We start from the raw sequence: 17,778 nt of genomic DNA on the forward strand, positions 1-17,778 counted from the left end.
ATCGTTCTCTCGTCTATCAAAGTCTGGTCAGGGACAGGCCAGCCCAGGTTGCGAGCAGCCCGCCGAATACACTGATACCGGCATAGCCGAGGGCCAGCGGTACCTGCCCGCTTTCCAGCAGGCGCAAAGTATCCAGTGAAAAGGATGAAAAGGTCGTCAGACCGCCTACAAAGCCGACAAGTAAGCCGGCACGAATTTCGATGGGTACTTCCGGACGCAGCAGGAACAGTCCGTACAGTACACCGATGATCAGGCACCCGACGATGTTGACTGCCAGCGTCGCCGCGTAAAAATAACGTGGCCAGTTGGCGCTGACCCAGGTGCCTGTCGCAAAGCGCAATAATGTACCAGCGATCCCGGCAATCGACACCGCAAGAATAGTCTGAATCATCACTTTCTCCGCTTGCGAGGGCTGGCATCGTCCAATGCGTTCAGATGCCTGAGCTTTTCACCGATCTTGAGCTCCAGACCGCGAGGCACAGGCTGGTAATACTGCCGTGGCTCCAGCTCATCTGGAAAGTAGTCTTCGCCAGCTGCGTAAGCATCAGGCTCATCATGGGCATAGCGATATTCTTCGCCATAACCGAGCTGCTTCATCAGCTTGGTAGGCGCATTGCGCAAGTGCAGCGGAACCTCCAGCGAACCGTGCTCACCCGCTTCACGCATGGCCGCCTTGAACGCCATGTAGACCGCGTTGCTTTTCGGCGCACAGGCGAGATAGACAATGGCCTGTGCGACCGCCAGCTCGCCCTCGGGGCTGCCAAGGCGTTCCTGTACATCCCAGGCGGACATGCACAAGGGCAGCGCACGAGGATCGGCATTGCCGATATCTTCACTGGCCATGCGCACCACGCGGCGCGCCAGATACAGTGGATCACAGCCGCCGTCGATCATCCGCGCAAACCAGTACAGCGCCGCATCGGGATTTGAACCGCGAATCGACTTGTGCAAGGCCGATATCTGGTCATAGAACGCCTCGCCGCCCTTGTCGAAGCGGCGTCGACTGTCACCCAACAGGCTTTGCAGCAGCCCGACGTCGATTTCGCTGCCGTCTTCGGCCAGATCCGAAGCGTTCTCCAGCAGGTTGAGCATGCGCCGACCGTCGCCATCGGCGGCAGACATCAGAATCGCAAACCCCTCATCGCTCAGGGTCAGTTGCCGCTTGCCCAGCCCGCGCTCTTCGGTCAGGGCACGATTGACCAGCTTGCGCAGCGCCGCTTCGTCCAGGCTTTTGAGCACGTAGACACGCGCCCGGGACAACAAGGCGTTGTTGAGTTCGAACGAGGGGTTTTCGGTGGTCGCGCCGATAAAGATCAGCGTACCGTCCTCGACGTAAGGCAGGAAGGCGTCCTGCTGTGACTTGTTGAAGCGGTGCACTTCGTCAACGAACAGGATGGTGCGCTTGCCGTACTGTCCGGCCTGCTGCCTGGCCACTTCCACTGCCTGACGGATTTCCTTGACCCCGGCGAGCACCGCCGAAACCGTCTCGAAGTGCGCGTCCGACACCTTGGCCAGCAGCTTCGCCAGGGTGGTCTTGCCCACGCCGGGCGGCCCCCAGAAAATCATCGAGTGCAGTGCGCCTTGCTCCAGCGCCTCACGCAGAGGCTTGCCGTGGGCAAGTACATGTTCCTGACCGACATATTCATCCAGGTTGGTAGCACGCAAACGTGCAGCCAGAGGCTGGGCTATCGGTTCGCGGCTGAACAAATCCATGGTCAGAAATCGGCCCTTTTACTCTTGAATGACATCAGCGCCCTTGGGAATCTGGAACTGAAACTTGCTGGCTGCGATCGACTCGTTGGCCTTGACCCCGGTGAACAGGATATTGGTGCGCTGCCCGACGCTGTCGATCAACTGCATGTCGTTGATGATGCCGTTGCGAAACGACAGGCGCAGGCTGTCGAACAGCGTGTCCTTGGTTTTGGGCTTGAGCGTGAAATCGATCACGCCACCTGCTTCTTTCGCGGTGATGTCGAAGCTTTCGCTGATCTTCGATACGTCACCGGACAGCAGCAAGGCTGGAGTCTGGGTCAGGCGCTGATCGAGTTTCTTGATCGTGACCTGCTCCAGATCAGGGTCCCACAGCGAAACTTTCTTGCCGTCCGAGACCATCAACTGTTCCTGTGGCGCATCGGTGTGCCAGTTGAACAAGCCGGGGCGCTGCAGGGCCATTTCGCCGGTGGTTTCCTGCAACTGGGTACCGCCACCATCCAGCGTCAGTTGCGAGAAGCGGGCGGTCAGGGTCTGGGATTTCTCCAGCAACTGGGTCAGGCGCGCCACGTCCTTGCTGTCGGCATGGGCGGGGATCATGGAGAAGGTCAGTGCGGTGGCCAACAGCATGCGGATAAGGCGCATTGGATTCCTCTTTGAAGTCGATGATGATGCGACGGCGTGGCGTGCACGCCGTCGCCGCAATACGGGGTGGTAAAAAATCAGTCGCGCACCGGCCCGGGGGCCAGGACTTCACGCGAACCGTTGGTATTCATGGAGGTCACGACCCCTGCCATTTCCATCGCTTCGATCATGCGTGCTGCGCGGTTATAGCCGATCTTCAGCTTGCGCTGTACGGCGGAAATCGATGCACGGCGGCTTTCCAGCACAAACTTGACGGCCTCATCGTAAAGCGCGTCGCTTTCGCTGTCTTCACTGCCCTCGCCACTACCGCCATCAAAGCCGCTGCCGGGCTCTTCGACGCCAGCGAGAATATCGTCGTTGTAGTCCGGGGAACCTCGCAACTTCCAGGCTTCTACCACACGATGCACTTCTTCGTCGGAAACGAACGCGCCATGCACACGAATCGGCAGGCTGGTGCCTGGCGGCATGTACAGCATATCGCCGTGGCCCAACAGCTGTTCGGCGCCACCCTGGTCGATGATGGTCCGCGAGTCGATCTTGCTCGACACCTGGAACGCCATACGCGTCGGAATGTTGGCCTTGATCAGACCGGTGATCACATCCACTGACGGACGCTGGGTCGCGAGAATCAGGTGGATACCCGCAGCACGCGCTTTCTGGGCGATACGTGCGATCAGCTCTTCGACCTTCTTGCCGACGATCATCATCATGTCGGCAAACTCGTCCACCACCACGACGATGGTCGGCAGCTTGCTCAGCAGCGGCGCTTCGTCATGAATGCTTTCGCGCTTGTACAGCGGATCGGCAAGCGGCTCACCGGCGTCCTGGGCTTCCTTGACCTTCTGATTGAAGCCGGACAGGTTACGTACACCCATCTTCGCCATCAGCTTGTAACGACGCTCCATCTCGGCAACGCTCCAGCGCAGGGCGTTGGCGGCGTCCTTCATGTCGGTGACCACCGGACACAACAGGTGCGGAATACCTTCGTAGATGGACAGTTCGAGCATCTTCGGGTCGATCATGATCAGCTTGGCGTCTTCCGGGCCGGACTTGAACAGGATCGACAGGATCATGGCGTTTACACCCACCGACTTACCGGAACCGGTCGTACCGGCTACCAGCAGGTGGGGCATCTTGGCCAGATCGGTAATCACCGGCTTGCCGCCAATGTCGTGGCCCAGCGCCAGGGTGACGGGCGACTTGGCGTTATCGTATTCGGGGGTCGACAACACTTCGGAGAAGCGCACGATCTGGCGGTCTTCGTTGGGGATCTCGATACCGACCGTGGTCTTGCCCGGAATCACCTCGACCACACGCACGCTGGTCACGGCAAGCGAACGCGCAAGGTCCTTGGCGAGGTTGGAAATGCGGCTGACCTTGACGCCGGCGGCTGGCTGGATCTCGTAACGAGTAATCACCGGACCGGGATGGATGGAGTCTACCGACACCTCCACACCGAATTCCTTGAGCTTGATTTCCAGCAGGTGGCCGACAGCCGCCAGAGACTCCGGCGAATAGTTGAGCTGTTTCTTCTCCGCAGGGTCGAGGATGGAAATCGGCGGCAGAGTACCCTCAACTGCGCTGTCCACGAACAACGGGGCCTGCTTTTCCTTCATCACACGCTTGCTGGGCTCTACAGGCTTCGAAGGCGCTGGCGCGATGACTGCGGGCACGTGCTTTTCGCGCTCGGTCATGTGTTTGCTCAACGACGCTTCACGCTCCACCAGACGCTCTCGGGCCTTGGCCTGCTCGCGCCGATCGGGCGCTACAGGCGCGACCACATCGTTGACGCGCATGTCCACTTCACGCAGCTGCGCAACCATCTGCTTGCGCTCGGCGCGGGCAGTCCACCAGCGGTTTGCAGCGCCCTGAAACAGTTCGAACAGGTCGAGGGTGATCTTGCCGGTGACATCCATCACCTTGAACCAGGACAGGTCGGTAAACACGGTCAGACCGAATAGAAACAGGGCGATGAATAGCAAGGTGCTGCCTTGAATATTCAGCGCTTTCTTGGCCAGATCGCCGAGCACTTCGCCCAGTACACCGCCTGCCGAGCCCGGGAAGCCGGCCGAGAAATGGAAGTGGATATGCGCCAGCGCAGCGCCCGCCAGGATCAGGAACACCAGCCCGATCAGACGCCAGGAGAAAAGCCAGCCGCTCCATTGCCAAGGCTCATGGCGATGGCGAAACACCTGCCAGGCCTTGATCGCCAGCAACAGCGGGAAGATGTAGGCGAAATAGCCCAGAATCATGAACAGAATATCGGCACAGAACGCACCTGCACGTCCTGCGGCATTCTGCACCTGTGCCGCATTGCTGCTGGTGTGGCTCCAGCCGGGATCGCTCTGATCGTAGGTCAGCAAGGCCATCATCAGATACAGGCACAGTGCGCCAAAGGCGATCAGGGCCCCTTCCTTGAGCCGGTAGTGCAATTGCTGTCGCCAGAGCGGGACAGCGCTGGGTGCTGGGGTGGATTTCTTCAAAACGCTTTATTTCCTGCGCGGTAGCGCGAACATCTCGTTGATTGACCAGAAACGGCTGTCGGACGGCACTGACTGCTCCCGCATGGACAGGGAGTACAGACAGCGGGAAAGCCTGTCGACAGACGCTTGAATGATAACGCCCAAAACAGGCATTGTACGGTTTTACAGCCACTTGAGTCTGTACGAAAACACACCAGATCCACTTCAGACGGTTCCGCAAGCCGGAACATGCCTTCACCTTAACTGACGATGTTCAATTTGAGCATGCATTACGTTTTGTGACAAAGGCTTATGACGTGTTTCTATCAACAGTCTGCAACTTGAACGGCCACATGACCGCTGCGCGGCTCGCGCCCTACCGCATGCACAAGGTACGCGCCATAATGACAACCGCTTGTGACCACACCTGTCGCACAGAGTTGCACTCACAGACAGGTGCGCCCTCCCCTTCCGTAAAGTTGTGATGCCATGCTGACCTGGTTGAACCGCAACAGCCTCGATTTTCCCCCATTGGAAAAAGCCCTCCGTGAACCCAACGGTTTGCTCGCCGCAGGCGGAGACTTGTCAGCCGATCGCCTGATCAGCGCCTATCGACACGGCTGCTTTCCTTGGTTTCAGGACGGGCAGCCGATTCTCTGGTGGTCTCCCGATCCGCGCACGGTGCTGTTTCCCGAAGAACTTCATATTTCGCGCAGCCTGGCCAAGGTTCTGCGCCAGTCGCGCTATCGGGTGACCTTCGATCAGGATTTCGCCAGCGTGATCAAGGCCTGCGCCGCCCCTCGCAGTTATGCCAACGAAACCTGGATAACCGGCTCGATGCAGGCGGCCTATGTCGAACTGCACCGCCGCGGTCACGCACATAGCGTCGAGGTCTGGGATCAGGATGAGCTGGTCGGCGGGCTGTACGGCCTGGCAATGGGCCAGCTGTTTTTCGGCGAGTCGATGTTCAGCCGGGCAGACAATGCCTCGAAAGTCGGTTTTGCCACCCTGGTGGAACATTTGACTGCCTGGGGATTTGTCTTGATCGACTGCCAGATGCCCACGCAACATTTGCATAGCTTCGGCGCGCGCTCCATTCCCCGGCAGACCTTCGCCGATTACCTGTCCCGCCATCTGGATCAGCCGACCGACGCCGACTGGTCAGCTAGGCGAGTTTGACAGGCTGGCATACACTCATGGGTAAGGATTCACCATTAGGCGACGACCATGACAGAGCTGGCGAGGCTGAAGTTTTATGCCACTCAACCGCACACTTGCAGTTACCTGCCCGAAGAGCAGGCGACGACCCTGTTTCTGGACCCCAGCCAGCCGATGGACGTACAGGTCTACGCTGACTTGTCGGACATGGGGTTTCGCCGCAGCGGTGACCATCTCTATCGCCCGCACTGCCAGAACTGCAGTGCCTGTGTGCCTGCGCGCATTCCGGTGAACCTCTTCGTACCCGACCGTCAGCAAAAACGCATTCTGAAACGCAATGTCGACATTCAGGTGCAAAGCGCCAAGCCCGCGTTCACTCAGGAATACTTCGATCTTTATCAGCGTTATATTGAACAACGTCATGCTGACGGCGACATGTTTCCGCCGAGCCAGGAGCAATTTTCGACATTCCTGGTTCGCGATCTGCCTTTTTCGCGCTTTTACGAATTTCGTGTCGATCAACGTCTGCTGGCAGTTGCCGTCACCGACCTGCTGCCCAACGGACTTTCCGCGGTCTACACGTTCTACGAACCCGATGAAGAACGCCGCAGTCTGGGCCGTTACGCCATTTTGTGGCAGATCGCCGAGGCTGCCAGACTTCAACTGCAGGCGGTGTACCTGGGCTACTGGATCAAGAACTGCAAAAAGATGAATTACAAGACCCAATATCGCCCCATCGAGCTGCTCACCAATCAAAGATGGGTCACTCTGTATTGAACCCCTTGGCTTAAACTGGTTTTTTCGGGCACAATGCACGCCGCTTTTGCCTGGCGCCACTTGCACCGGGCCACTCATTTGTATACCGAGGGCTTTACTGCATGTCGAAAGAAGACAGCTTCGAAATGGAAGGCACTGTCGTCGACACCCTGCCCAACACCATGTTTCGCGTGGAGTTGGAAAACGGGCACGTCGTAACCGCGCATATCTCCGGCAAGATGCGCAAGAACTACATCCGTATTCTGACCGGTGACAAAGTGCGTGTAGAGCTGACGCCCTACGACCTGAGCAAAGGGCGCATCACCTACCGCGCTCGTTAAACAGGCATTAACAAAAACGCCCGGCATAAGCCGGGCGTTTTTGTATGCCTGTTTTTTACGTCCGATGCCCTCGACCTGCCCCGCATCGATCAATGATGCGGGGCGAGGCGTCGGCTATCAGGCCATTTCCGCCGTGGTTTCGAAATCGAAGGTGATCTCGCCATCCTTGATATCGATGTGAACCACGCCGCCATGCTCTGACAGTTCGCCGAACAGGATCTCTTCGGCGAGTGGCCGTTTGATCTTGTCCTGAATCAGGCGAGCCATCGGTCTGGCACCCATTGCTGCATCGTAACCACCCTGCGCCAGCCAGCTTCTCGCCGCCTCGGACACTTCGAGCAGTACGCGCTTGTCTTCCAGCTGGGCCTGAAGCTCGGTGAGGAACTTGTCGACCACACTCTTGATGACTTCGTGGCTGAGGCGACCGAACTGAATGATGGTATCCAGGCGGTTGCGGAACTCTGGCGTGAAGCTCTTCTTGATCACTTCCATCGCGTCGGACGAATGGTCCTGATGCGTGAAACCGATCGAAGCCCGCGCAGCAGACTCGGCCCCGGCGTTGGTGGTCATGATCACGATCACATTGCGGAAGTCCGCCTTGCGCCCGTTGTTGTCGGTCAGCGTACCGTGGTCCATCACCTGCAGAAGCAGGTTGAAGACTTCCGGGTGAGCCTTTTCGATTTCATCGAGCAACAGCACGCAATGTGGCTGACGGGTAATGGCCTCGGTCAGCAGACCGCCCTGGTCGAAACCGACATAGCCCGGAGGCGCGCCGATCAGACGGGAAACGGTGTGCCGTTCCATATACTCGGACATGTCGAAACGGATCAACTCGACGCCCAGTGCCTTGGCCAGCTGACGAGCCGCCTCGGTCTTGCCGACGCCCGTAGGACCGGCGAACAGGAACGAACCGACCGGCTTGTCAGGCGACTTGAGACCTGCGCGAGACAGCTTGATCGCCGTCGACAACGAGTCGATCGCCGCATCCTGTCCGAATACAGTGAGCTTGAGATCGCGCTCCAGGTTACGCAGCAGTTCCTTGTCGGAGCTGTTGACGTGTTTTGGCGGAATACGCGCGATCTTGGCAACGATGTCTTCAACCTCGGGCACATCGATACGTTTGGCACGCTTTTCGACCGGCTGCAGACGCTGGTACGCACCCGCTTCATCAATCACGTCAATGGCCTTGTCAGGCATATGACGGTCGTTGATGTAGCGCGATGCAAGCTCGGCGGCAGCGCGCAGGGCTTCGTCGCTGTATTCGATGCTGTGATGCTGCTCGAAACGGCTTTTCAGGCCACGCAGGATACCGATGGTGTCCTCGACCGAAGGCTCGGACACATCGACTTTCTGGAAACGACGCGCCAAGGCACGATCCTTCTCGAAAATCCCGCGAAACTCCTGGAAGGTGGTCGAACCGATGCAACGGATCTCGCCGGAAGACAGCAGCGGCTTGAGCAGGTTGGAAGCATCCATTACCCCGCCAGAAGCTGCGCCGGCACCGATGATCGTGTGGATCTCGTCAATGAACAGGATCGCCTGGGGACGCTTGCGCAGCTCGTTGAGCAACGCCTTGAAGCGCTTCTCGAAATCGCCGCGGTATTTCGTCCCGGCCAGCAACGCGCCCAGGTCGAGCGAGTAGACGACACTGTTGGCAAGCAGATCAGGCACCTGATTGTCGACGATGCGTTTGGCGAGCCCTTCGGCGATGGCCGTTTTACCGACGCCCGCTTCACCGACCAGCAAAGGATTGTTCTTGCGACGACGAGCCAGAATCTGTGCCACCCGCTCGACTTCGCTTTCGCGGCCGACCAGTGGGTCGATGCGTCCCTGACGCGCCAACTCGTTCAGATTGCTGGCATAGGCATCCAGAGGATTGCCTGAGGAAGATGCTTCACCGCCCTCGTCGTCCTGCATATCCTGCTCACCTTCAGAAGAGTGTTCGCCATGCCCTGGCACCTTGGAGATACCGTGGGCGATATAGTTGACGACATCGATCCGGGCCACGCTCTGCTGCTTGAGCAGAAATACGGCCTGGCTTTCCTGCTCACTGAAAATCGCAACCAGTACGTTGGCACCGGTCACTTCGCGCTTGCCGGAGCTCTGCACATGGAAGACTGCCCGTTGCAGCACGCGCTGGAACCCGAGCGTCGGTTGTGTCTCGCGATCCTCGTCATGCACGGGGATCAGCGGGGTGGTGGAGTCGATGAACTCCTGCAGATCATGCTTGAGTTTATCGAGGTTTGCGCCGCAGGCACGCAGGACAGTGGCTGCAGCCTCATTATCCAATAGAGCCAGCAGGAGATGCTCGACCGTCATGAACTCATGACGCTTCGAACGTGCCTCCTTGAAGGCAAGATTGAGGGTGACTTCGAGCTCACGGTTTAACATAGCTTCACCTCATACCCAAGTGGTCGGCGTTTAACCGTCCTTCTCGATCTCACAGAGTAGCGGATGCTGGCTCTCCCTGGCGTATTGATTGACCTGCATTGCCTTGGTCTCGGCGATGTCGCGGGTAAACAATCCGCAGACTGCCCGTCCCTCTGTATGGACGGCCAGCATGACTTTGGTGGCCAGCTCACGATTCAGGTTAAAAAACACCTCGAGCACTTCTACGACGAAATCCATCGGGGTGTAGTCATCGTTGAATAAAACCACCTTGTACATCGGTGGCGCCTGCAGGGTCGGCTTGGCGTCCTGCACCGCAATGCCCGCCGAGTCGTCCTCGTGCGACTGCGGATCATCCTGATTGAATGTTAGTCGAATCTTGCTGAATGCATGCATGGAAAGAAATGTTCGTTTGAGGGCGGATTGAGCAATTTAGTCGCAGTCTGGACGGTTTTTAAATGGGCTGCCACATGACCTTGACTATCAGCTAAACGGTGTTACAAACAATAGAGCCCACATTGGGTAAAAAGGGTCCGCGCAGTCAACCAAAATTTTTTTGGGTGGGGAGCGGATTGAAGTGGATGATACTCCTGACGGAGTCCTTTGCAGAGGGAGATGGTGATGATTGAAGGAAAAGTCAAGTGGTTCAACAATGCAAAAGGGTTTGGGTTCATAAACGCTGAAGGCAAGAGTGACGAGGATCTGTTCGTTCATTTCTCGGCCATCGAAATGGACGGTTACAAAACTCTCAAGGCTGGCCAGAAAGTCAGATTTGAAGTCGCCCACGGCCCAAAAGGGCTTCAAGCGATAAAAATCAACAGCTCGGAAGAAAAAAAGCAGGATCTGGCAAAAGATACCCAGCCGCTGCTTCAGCAGGACCACGCTCACGCGGACGCCTGATGCTCGTGTGGAAAAAATCAGTTGATGTATAACGGCAGCCATCAGAGCCCGCCGAATTGGCAGAAGCATGCAATGAGCTTTGCCGGACACATAAAACAGACAGAGACATTGGTCTGCTTTATACCCGTCGCGCTCCCCGGGGTATCGTATTAGCGGTTATTGCACCGCGGATGCCCAGACTCCAATCCAGAACGTTCACTTCGTTTATCCCGAGCCATCCTGAGCAACGAAACTCTGCCCTTCCCATCTGATCCTCCGCCTCAAGGCGTGCAGGCCCGCATGCAAGCATTCCCGAACCCGGCCTGAAAGACCGCGCGTTCGACCAACGGCGGATATTCATTTTTCGATAGCTCGCATAGCATTAATGCGTGGTGCCAATGGTTTGATATACTCGCGCCGTGACCGCAGAGTCATCAAGGCCGACCCGTCTGGATTCTGACCCTCGGCCTTCCTTATGCGTCGGGCTGCTACCTGACCCGACAGCTTGACGCTCGACTGATGCACCCAACATCACCGCGAATAAACCTCGACCTGGCTCATGGCCGAACCGTGGGCAAGCGCGCCTACAATGCGCGTATCGAGATTTTGTGCATGCTCAGCAAAAGAGAGTTAATACGAATGTCCAACCGCTCGAAGATCATCTACACCTTCACCGACGAAGCTCCGGCCCTCGCCACCTACTCCCTGCTGCCCATTATCGAAGCGTTCACAGCGACCTCCGATATCGACGTGGAAACACGCGACATTTCTCTGGCGGGCCGTGTTCTTTCCAGCTTCCCGGAATTGCTTGCCGACAAAAAAGTGCCGGATCATCTCGCCGAGCTGGGCAAACTGGCTACCACGCCAGAGGCCAATATCATCAAGCTGCCTAACATCAGCGCCTCGGTCCCGCAATTGAAGGCGACCATCAAGGAGCTTCAGAATCAGGGCTACAACATTCCTGACTACCCTGAAAACCCTGCCACTGACGCGGAAAAAGAAACCCGCGCACGCTACGACAAGACCAAGGGCAGCGCCGTGAACCCGGTTCTGCGCGAAGGCAACTCCGATCGCCGCGCCCCGCTGTCGGTCAAGAACTACGCGCGCAAGCACCCGCACAAGATGGGCGCCTGGTCGGCTGACTCCAAGGCTCACGTTGCACACATGAGCAACGGCGACTTCTACGGCAGCGAAAAAGCCGCCGAGATCGCGGCCGACAATACCGTCAAGATCGAACTCGTCGCTCAGGACGGCACCACCACCGTCCTGAAGGAAAAAACCGCCGTCAAGGCTGGCGAAGTCGTCGACTGCTCGGTCATGAGCGCCAAGGCCCTGCGCAGCTTCATTGCTGCCGAAATCGAAGACGCCCGCAAGCAGGGCGTGCTGTTTTCGGTGCACTTGAAAGCCACCATGATGAAGATCTCCGACCCGATCATGTTTGGCCAGATCGTCGACGAGTTCTATAAGGATGCGTTGACCAAGCACGCTGATACGCTCAAGCAGATCGGCTTCAGCCTGAACAACGGCATCGGCGACCTGTACGAGCGCATCACTGCCCTGCCCGCTGACAAGCAGGCAGAGATCAAGGCTGACATCGAAGCGGTCTACGCCGTTCGTCCACAGCTGGCGATGGTCAATTCCGACAAGGGCATCACCAACCTGCACGTGCCGAGCGACGTCATCGTCGACGCCTCGATGCCGGCAATGATCCGTGACTCCGGCAAGATGTGGGGCACAGACGGTCAGTTGCACGATGCCAAGGCCGTCATTCCGGATCGCTGCTACGCCACCATCTATCAAGCGGTCATCGAAGACTGCAAGAAAAATGGCGCATTCGACCCGACCACCATGGGCAGCGTACCGAACGTCGGCCTGATGGCTCAGAAGGCCGAAGAGTATGGCTCCCACGACAAGACGTTCCACATTCAGACCAACGGCGTGGTTCGCGTAACAGACAGCCAGGGCAACCTGCTGATGGAACAGAACGTCGAAGCCGGCGATATCTGGCGCATGTGCCAGGCCAAGGACGCACCGATCCAGGACTGGGTGAAACTGGCCGTCAACCGTGCCCGCGCCAGCAACACCCCGGCTATCTTCTGGCTGGACTCATCCCGCGCCCACGACAGCGTGATGATCGAAAAAGTGCGCAAGTACCTGGGCGATCACGACACCTCGGGCCTGGATATCCAGATCCTGTCACCTGTCGACGCGATGAAGCTGACCCTGGAACGCACTCGCGCAGGCAAGGACACCATTTCGGTGACCGGCAACGTTCTGCGCGACTACCTGACTGACCTGTTCCCGATCATGGAACTGGGCACCAGCGCGAAGATGCTGTCGATCGTTCCGCTGATGAACGGCGGCGGTCTGTTCGAAACAGGCGCCGGTGGTTCGGCTCCGAAGCACGTGCAGCAGTTCGTCGAGGAAAACTTCCTGCGCTGGGATTCGCTGGGCGAATTCCTGGCCCTGGCGGCGTCCCTCGAGCATCTGGGCCATGCCTACAACAATCCGAAAGCGCTGGTTCTGTCCAAGACCCTCGATCAGGCCACTGGCGAGTTCCTGGACCGCAACAAGTCGCCTTCGCGCAAGGTCGGCGGTATTGATAACCGCGGCAGCCACTTCTACCTGACCCTGTTCTGGGCCCAGGCACTGGCTGCTCAGAACGACGACGCAGACCTCAAGGCGCAGTTCGCGCCGCTGGCCAAGACCCTGACCGACAACGAAGAAAAAATCGTTGCCGAGCTGAACGCCGTTCAGGGCAAGCCGGTGGACATTGGCGGCTACTACTTCCCTAACCCGGAAGTCACCAGCAAGGCCATGCGCCCGAGCGCCACGCTCAACGCGGCCATCGCCGCGCTGTAAGAGGCAATCCAAGGCGGCGCATAAAAAATGCACCGTCTCACAAAAAATCCCCGGCTTGTTGCCGGGGATTTTTTTATCCATGGAAAATGTCAGCTACCTGTGTAAGCCCGGGCACCAGGGAGATGCCTGCTCAAGCACACCATCACTCCGCTCAGCCTTTCAGCGTGCGCGAAAGAAAGTCGCGAATGTATTCGGCGACCTCCGGCGCGTGCGTTTCCAATGCAAAGTGCCCTGCATCCAGCAGATGCACTTCAGCAGCCGGGACGTCCTTGCGATAAGCATGCGCGCCCGGAGGTATGAACGCCGGATCGTGCTTGCCCCAGACCGCCAGCAAGGGAGGCTGATATTTGCGCAGGTATTCCTGAAACGAGGGGTAAGCCGCTACGTTACTGCGGTAGTCAAGAATCAGGTCAAGCTGGATTTCCTCTGCGCCTGGCCGCGCCATATACAGGATGTCGAGGTTGTAGCCATCGGGAGAAAGCTTTTCAGGATCGGCTCCCGTACCGTATTGCCAGTCCCGGATGACTTGCGGTGACAACGAGGCGCGACAGGCTTCGCGATTGGCTGCCGAAGGCTCGCGCCAATAGGCTTGCCACGGGCCCCATTGATCGCTGAATCCTTCCAGATAGGCATTGCCGTTCTGACTGATGATTGCAGTAACCTTCTCCGGGTTCGCCGCTGCGAGCCGCAAGCCTGTCGGTGCGCCATAGTCGAATAGGTATAACGCGTATTTCTTCAGGCCCAGTGCCTCGGTAAAGCCCTCGATCACCGTGTAAAGGTTTTCGAATGTGTAATCGAACTGCCCGCGCGGTGGTGCTTTGGTATTGCCGAAACCGGGCAGATCGGGAGCGATCAGGCGGTACTGACTCGCCAACAATGGCATCAGGTCACGAAACATGTGGCTGGAACTCGGAAACCCATGGAGCAGCAGAAGCACCGGGGCGTCCCTGGGTCCGACTTCGCGATAGAACACATTTACGTCTCCTACCTGCTGAGTGTGAAACGTCACGCGGAAAGCATCATCACTGTTCATTGCATTTTCCCTGAGAGGTTTATTGCTTGCAGAAGCGGCGCTCACCAACGACGCCCCGAGAGCAGAAGCAGCGCCTATCGCGGACGCTTGTAAAACCTTGCGCCGACTGACACCGGATGGGGCGTTTTCAGCGTCGACTGAACCGAAATTTTTCATAGGAGAGTCTGACCGGGCTGGATGAATGAGTTGCTATCCTAGTCATTGCATTTAAGCTGCAGAATCACCGTAAAAATCAATTCACCATTTCAATTTCTGAAATACTGATACGATTCCACATCTCTCGTGGCAGGCAGGCGGACCATGGACCGTATTCAGGAAATGACGCTTTTTGCCGGACTTGCCGAGCAAACCAGTTTTGCCGGGGTAGCCCGCCACTTTGGCCTGTCGACCGCCACGGTAACCCGGGCTGTCGCGAGTCTGGAGAATCGCCTGGGCATCCTGCTGGTGGTGCGCACCACTCGCAACATGCGGCTCACCGAGGCGGGCCAGCGCTTCGCCGCAGATTGCCGCCGACTGCTTGCCGACCTTGATGAGGCTGAAAGCGCGGCGGGCGGCTTGCATGCGTTGCCAGGCGGCCTGCTGACGGTCACCGCACCTCAGATGTTCGGCGCGCTGCATGTCGTGCCCGTAATGACGAGCTTTCTCGAGCGGTTTCCGGCTGTGGACATCCGTGCCATTCTGGTCGACCGGGTCGTGTCCATGCTCGATGAGGGCGTCGACGTGGCCGTCAGGATCGGCACCCTGCCCGATTCGTCTCTTACCGCAATCCAGACAGGTAGCGTGCGGCGTATGGTTTGCGCATCCCCTGACTATCTCGAAAAGCACGGAGCTCCGCAGCATCCCGACGATTTGCGACAGCATTCGACAGTTTCGACCAGCACCGCCGAACGCTCGCCTCACTGGCTTTTCCGGATCGACGACAAGCATTACTCAGTAGACGTCGCATCGAGACTCAGCCTGACGTCGTATCAGGCGGCTATCAGCGCAGCATTGCAGGGCTGGGGACTGACCCAAGTGCCATACTATCAGATACGCGAGCACCTGCAGGAAGGCAGGCTCAAGTGTGTTCTGGACACGTTCGAAATAATGCCGGAACCGGTTCACGTTGTTTACCTGGAGGGCCGTCGTCGCTCATCCAAAGTGCGAGCCTTTGTGGACTTCTGCGTCAGCGCGCTGAGGCATGATCTGCAGTTCGAACACCCATAAGCTGCTAAGGCTGACTCAATCCCCTGCAAGGAGCCCCATTATCATGACCTGGCAAGCCCACGTTACCGTCGCCACCATCGTCGAAGATCAAGGCCGCTTTCTTTTTGTCGAAGAAATCAAAGGCGGACGCGCCGTACTCAACCAACCCGCCGGGCACCTCGACCCGAACGAAAGCCTGCAACGCGCCGCCGTGCGTGAAACCCTGGAAGAAACCGGCTGGGACGTCGAATTGAGCAGCGTGGTGGGCATCTATCTGTACACCGCGCCGAGCAATGGCGTGACCTACCAGCGAATCTGCTTTGCCGCCAAGGCCCTGCGCCACCATCCGGAATATCAACTCGATGAAGGCATCGTCGGCGCAGTCTGGCTGACTCGCGATGAACTGGTGGCCCAGCAGGAGCGCTGGCGCAGCGAGTTGGTATTGCGTTGCCTGGACGACTACCTCGACGGCGAACGTTTCAGTCTCGACCTGCTGCGCGACAAGGCGTGAGACTCGACGCCCTCAGCCTGATAGAATCGCGTCCTTTTACAGGTCAGCCGTTGAATCCCCATGCGTGATCCAGCCCCCTCGAACTCAGAAATGAAGCGCGTCATAGTCGGCATGTCCGGCGGCGTGGACTCTTCCGTTTCCGCCGTACTGCTCATGGAGCAGGGTTATCAGGTGGAAGGCTTGTTCATGAAGAACTGGGAAGAAGACGACGGAACGGAATACTGCACCGCCCGCGAAGACCTGGCAGATGCCCAGGCCGTGTGCGACAAGATCGGCATCAAGCTGCACACGGCCAACTTCGCGGCCGAGTACTGGGACAACGTCTTCGAGCACTTCCTTGAAGAGTACAAGGCCGGGCGCACGCCGAACCCGGACATCCTGTGTAACCGCGAAATCAAGTTCAAGGCGTTTCTCGACTACGCACTGATGCTCGGCGCCGACCTTATTGCTACCGGTCATTACGTACGTCGCCGCGATATCGATGGACGTACCGAGCTGCTCAAGGGCCTGGACCCGAACAAGGACCAGAGCTACTTCCTGCACGCCGTTGGCGGCGAGCAGATTGCCCGCACGTTGTTCCCGGTTGGCGAGCTGGAAAAACCGGAAGTGCGTGCCATTGCCGAAAAGCACGGCCTGGCCACTGCCAAGAAGAAGGATTCCACCGGCATCTGCTTCATTGGCGAGCGCCGCTTCACCGACTTTCTGCGTCAGTACCTGCCTGCCCAGCCCGGTGAGATCAAGACCACCGAAGGCGAAGTCATCGGTCGTCACAGCGGCCTGATGTACCACACCATCGGCCAGCGTCAGGGCCTGGGCATTGGCGGTCTCAAGGACGCCAGCGACGATCCGTGGTACGTGCTGGTCAAGGACCTGGAAAACAATGAACTGATCGTCGGCCAGGGCAACGATCATCCCTGGCTGTTTTCCCGTGCGCTGGTCTCTTCGGAAATCTATTGGGTCAATCCGATCGATCTGAGCAGCCCGCGCAGGCTCACCGCGAAGGTCCGTTACCGTCAGGGCGACCAGCCATGCACGCTGGAAAAGACCGCTGACGGGTACCGCGCCACATTCGATGACCCACAGCGCGCCGTCACCCCCGGCCAGTCCGTGGTGTTCTACGACGGCGAAATCTGTCTGGGCGGCGGCGTGATCGAAATTGCCGAACCCTGGACCACCAAGGACAAGCGTTGATGAGCCCGACTCAGGAACAACTGATCGCTCTGGGCGGTGTATTCCAGGCCGCCGTGCTGGTCGACCGGATCGCCAAGACCGGTCAGATCAGCGAAGCGGCCCTGAGCTGCATGCTCGGCAGCCTGCTGGTGGTCGACCCCAAGGATACGCTTGACGTTTACGGCGGCGACGACCTCAACCTGCACGAAGGCTATCGCGCCATGGCCAGCGCCCTGGAGCGTGACCCGGCAACCTTGCAACGCGAACCGTTGCGCTACGCCCTGTCGATGCTCGGCCTTGAACGCCAGTTGGCCAAGCGCGATGACCTGCTTGAAGTGATCGGCAAACGCATTCCGGTCATTCAGTCCCAGGTCGAGCATTTCGGCATCGCCCACGAGAACGTGATTGCCGCGACCGGCGCACTGTATCAGGACACCCTGAGCACCTTGCGCCAGCGCATTCAGGTACAAGGCGACATGCGCAACCTGCAGCAGCCGAACAATGCCTCGAAGATTCGCGGCATTCTGCTGGCCGGTATTCGCTCTGCCCGGCTGTGGCGGCAAGTTGGCGGTCATCGGTGGCAACTGGTGTTCAGCCGCCGCAAGTTGTTGAAAGAACTCTATCCATTGCTGCACGGCTGACCCGCCGCGCGCCAATGACCTTCACCACCCCAGGCAC

Annotated in this window: 16 protein-coding genes; 9 read left to right on the forward strand and 7 right to left on the reverse strand. The window is 58.4% G+C overall.

Annotated elements, in window-relative coordinates; genetic code table 11:
- Positions 1 to 16: 16 nt before the first annotated feature.
- From crcB to ftsK, 4 genes are all read right to left on the reverse strand, one after another.
- Positions 17 to 391, reverse strand: a complete 375-nt coding sequence (gene crcB, locus KBY08_RS18800; RefSeq protein ID WP_003317947.1) for a fluoride efflux transporter CrcB — start codon at positions 389 to 391, stop codon at positions 17 to 19.
- Complete coding sequence (locus KBY08_RS18805; RefSeq protein WP_003405078.1) at positions 391 to 1,713, reverse strand: replication-associated recombination protein A; 1,323 nt, start codon at positions 1,711 to 1,713, stop codon at positions 391 to 393. The genes crcB and KBY08_RS18805 overlap by 1 nt, the downstream gene beginning before the upstream one ends.
- A gap of 18 nt (positions 1,714 to 1,731) precedes the next feature.
- Positions 1,732 to 2,355: an outer membrane lipoprotein chaperone LolA gene (gene lolA, locus KBY08_RS18810; protein ID WP_003405079.1), complete on the reverse strand. Its 624-nt coding sequence runs from the start codon at positions 2,353 to 2,355 to the stop codon at positions 1,732 to 1,734.
- A gap of 77 nt (positions 2,356 to 2,432) precedes the next feature.
- Positions 2,433 to 4,838, reverse strand: coding sequence for a DNA translocase FtsK (ftsK, locus tag KBY08_RS18815; RefSeq protein WP_003405080.1), 2,406 nt, complete (start codon positions 4,836 to 4,838; stop codon positions 2,433 to 2,435).
- A gap of 468 nt (positions 4,839 to 5,306) precedes the next feature.
- Here ftsK and aat point away from each other — a divergent pair, with 468 nt between their 5' ends.
- From aat to infA, 3 genes are all read left to right on the forward strand, one after another.
- Positions 5,307 to 5,996, forward strand: coding sequence for a leucyl/phenylalanyl-tRNA--protein transferase (gene aat, locus KBY08_RS18820; RefSeq protein ID WP_003405081.1), 690 nt, complete (start codon positions 5,307 to 5,309; stop codon positions 5,994 to 5,996).
- Between the two features lie 48 nt (positions 5,997 to 6,044).
- Entirely contained in the window at positions 6,045 to 6,752 is a 708-nt protein-coding gene (locus tag KBY08_RS18825) for an arginyltransferase (protein WP_003405082.1), read from the forward strand.
- Positions 6,753 to 6,853: 101 nt separating this feature from the next.
- The gene (gene infA, locus KBY08_RS18830; RefSeq protein WP_002553999.1) at positions 6,854 to 7,072 is read left to right on the forward strand and encodes a translation initiation factor IF-1; all 219 of its coding nucleotides are present in this window, start codon (positions 6,854 to 6,856) and stop codon (positions 7,070 to 7,072) included.
- A gap of 117 nt (positions 7,073 to 7,189) precedes the next feature.
- On the opposite strand, the gene clpA is transcribed toward infA, so the two are convergent.
- Both clpA and clpS read right to left on the reverse strand, forming a co-directional pair.
- Positions 7,190 to 9,463, reverse strand: coding sequence for an ATP-dependent Clp protease ATP-binding subunit ClpA (gene clpA / locus KBY08_RS18835; protein ID WP_003317954.1), 2,274 nt, complete (start codon positions 9,461 to 9,463; stop codon positions 7,190 to 7,192).
- Between the two features lie 30 nt (positions 9,464 to 9,493).
- Positions 9,494 to 9,856, reverse strand: coding sequence for an ATP-dependent Clp protease adapter ClpS (gene clpS / locus KBY08_RS18840; RefSeq protein ID WP_003405085.1), 363 nt, complete (start codon positions 9,854 to 9,856; stop codon positions 9,494 to 9,496).
- A gap of 225 nt (positions 9,857 to 10,081) precedes the next feature.
- Between clpS and cspD the strand changes: the two genes are divergently transcribed.
- Complete coding sequence (gene cspD / locus KBY08_RS18845) at positions 10,082 to 10,360, forward strand: cold shock domain-containing protein CspD (protein ID WP_080267645.1); 279 nt, start codon at positions 10,082 to 10,084, stop codon at positions 10,358 to 10,360.
- 618 nt (positions 10,361 to 10,978) lie between these two features.
- Positions 10,979 to 13,201 (forward strand): NADP-dependent isocitrate dehydrogenase, encoded by a 2,223-nt coding sequence (locus KBY08_RS18850; protein ID WP_003405089.1) that lies wholly within the window; start codon positions 10,979 to 10,981, stop codon positions 13,199 to 13,201.
- 151 nt (positions 13,202 to 13,352) lie between these two features.
- Here the strand turns inward: KBY08_RS18850 and KBY08_RS18855 are convergent, their stop codons facing one another.
- The gene (locus KBY08_RS18855; protein ID WP_003405090.1) at positions 13,353 to 14,234 is read right to left on the reverse strand and encodes an alpha/beta fold hydrolase; all 882 of its coding nucleotides are present in this window, start codon (positions 14,232 to 14,234) and stop codon (positions 13,353 to 13,355) included.
- A gap of 300 nt (positions 14,235 to 14,534) precedes the next feature.
- On the opposite strand from KBY08_RS18855, the gene KBY08_RS18860 reads away from it, so the two are divergent.
- From KBY08_RS18860 to hflD, 4 genes are read left to right on the forward strand one after another with little or no spacing between them, the layout of a single operon-like run.
- Positions 14,535 to 15,440, forward strand: a complete 906-nt coding sequence (locus tag KBY08_RS18860; RefSeq protein WP_024660444.1) for a LysR family transcriptional regulator — start codon at positions 14,535 to 14,537, stop codon at positions 15,438 to 15,440.
- Between the two features lie 43 nt (positions 15,441 to 15,483).
- Positions 15,484 to 15,930, forward strand: a complete 447-nt coding sequence (locus KBY08_RS18865) for an NUDIX hydrolase (RefSeq protein WP_011268272.1) — start codon at positions 15,484 to 15,486, stop codon at positions 15,928 to 15,930.
- 60 nt (positions 15,931 to 15,990) lie between these two features.
- Positions 15,991 to 17,121, forward strand: coding sequence for a tRNA 2-thiouridine(34) synthase MnmA (gene mnmA, locus KBY08_RS18870; protein WP_011268273.1), 1,131 nt, complete (start codon positions 15,991 to 15,993; stop codon positions 17,119 to 17,121).
- Positions 17,121 to 17,741, forward strand: a complete 621-nt coding sequence (hflD, locus tag KBY08_RS18875; RefSeq protein ID WP_003405097.1) for a high frequency lysogenization protein HflD — start codon at positions 17,121 to 17,123, stop codon at positions 17,739 to 17,741. The genes mnmA and hflD overlap by 1 nt, the downstream gene beginning before the upstream one ends.
- The last annotated feature ends 37 nt before the right edge of the window (positions 17,742 to 17,778 follow it).

This window comes from Pseudomonas sp. P135, assembly GCF_020312125.1.
Lineage (GTDB): Bacteria > Pseudomonadota > Gammaproteobacteria > Pseudomonadales > Pseudomonadaceae > Aquipseudomonas > Aquipseudomonas fragariae.

Coding starts and splice junctions, on each gene's coding strand:
- crcB (WP_003317947.1), bottom strand. CDS start 391: ATGATTCAGACTATTCTTGCGGTGTCGATTGCCGGGATCGCTGGTACA.
- KBY08_RS18805 (WP_003405078.1), bottom strand. CDS start 1,713: ATGGATTTGTTCAGCCGCGAACCGATAGCCCAGCCTCTGGCTGCACGT.
- lolA (WP_003405079.1), bottom strand. CDS start 2,355: ATGCGCCTTATCCGCATGCTGTTGGCCACCGCACTGACCTTCTCCATG.
- aat (WP_003405081.1), top strand. CDS start 5,307: ATGCTGACCTGGTTGAACCGCAACAGCCTCGATTTTCCCCCATTGGAA.
- KBY08_RS18825 (WP_003405082.1), top strand. CDS start 6,045: ATGACAGAGCTGGCGAGGCTGAAGTTTTATGCCACTCAACCGCACACT.
- infA (WP_002553999.1), top strand. CDS start 6,854: ATGTCGAAAGAAGACAGCTTCGAAATGGAAGGCACTGTCGTCGACACC.
- clpA (WP_003317954.1), bottom strand. CDS start 9,463: ATGTTAAACCGTGAGCTCGAAGTCACCCTCAATCTTGCCTTCAAGGAG.
- clpS (WP_003405085.1), bottom strand. CDS start 9,856: ATGCATGCATTCAGCAAGATTCGACTAACATTCAATCAGGATGATCCG.
- cspD (WP_080267645.1), top strand. CDS start 10,082: ATGATTGAAGGAAAAGTCAAGTGGTTCAACAATGCAAAAGGGTTTGGG.
- KBY08_RS18850 (WP_003405089.1), top strand. CDS start 10,979: ATGTCCAACCGCTCGAAGATCATCTACACCTTCACCGACGAAGCTCCG.
- KBY08_RS18855 (WP_003405090.1), bottom strand. CDS start 14,234: ATGAACAGTGATGATGCTTTCCGCGTGACGTTTCACACTCAGCAGGTA.
- KBY08_RS18860 (WP_024660444.1), top strand. CDS start 14,535: ATGGACCGTATTCAGGAAATGACGCTTTTTGCCGGACTTGCCGAGCAA.
- KBY08_RS18865 (WP_011268272.1), top strand. CDS start 15,484: ATGACCTGGCAAGCCCACGTTACCGTCGCCACCATCGTCGAAGATCAA.
- mnmA (WP_011268273.1), top strand. CDS start 15,991: ATGCGTGATCCAGCCCCCTCGAACTCAGAAATGAAGCGCGTCATAGTC.
- hflD (WP_003405097.1), top strand. CDS start 17,121: ATGAGCCCGACTCAGGAACAACTGATCGCTCTGGGCGGTGTATTCCAG.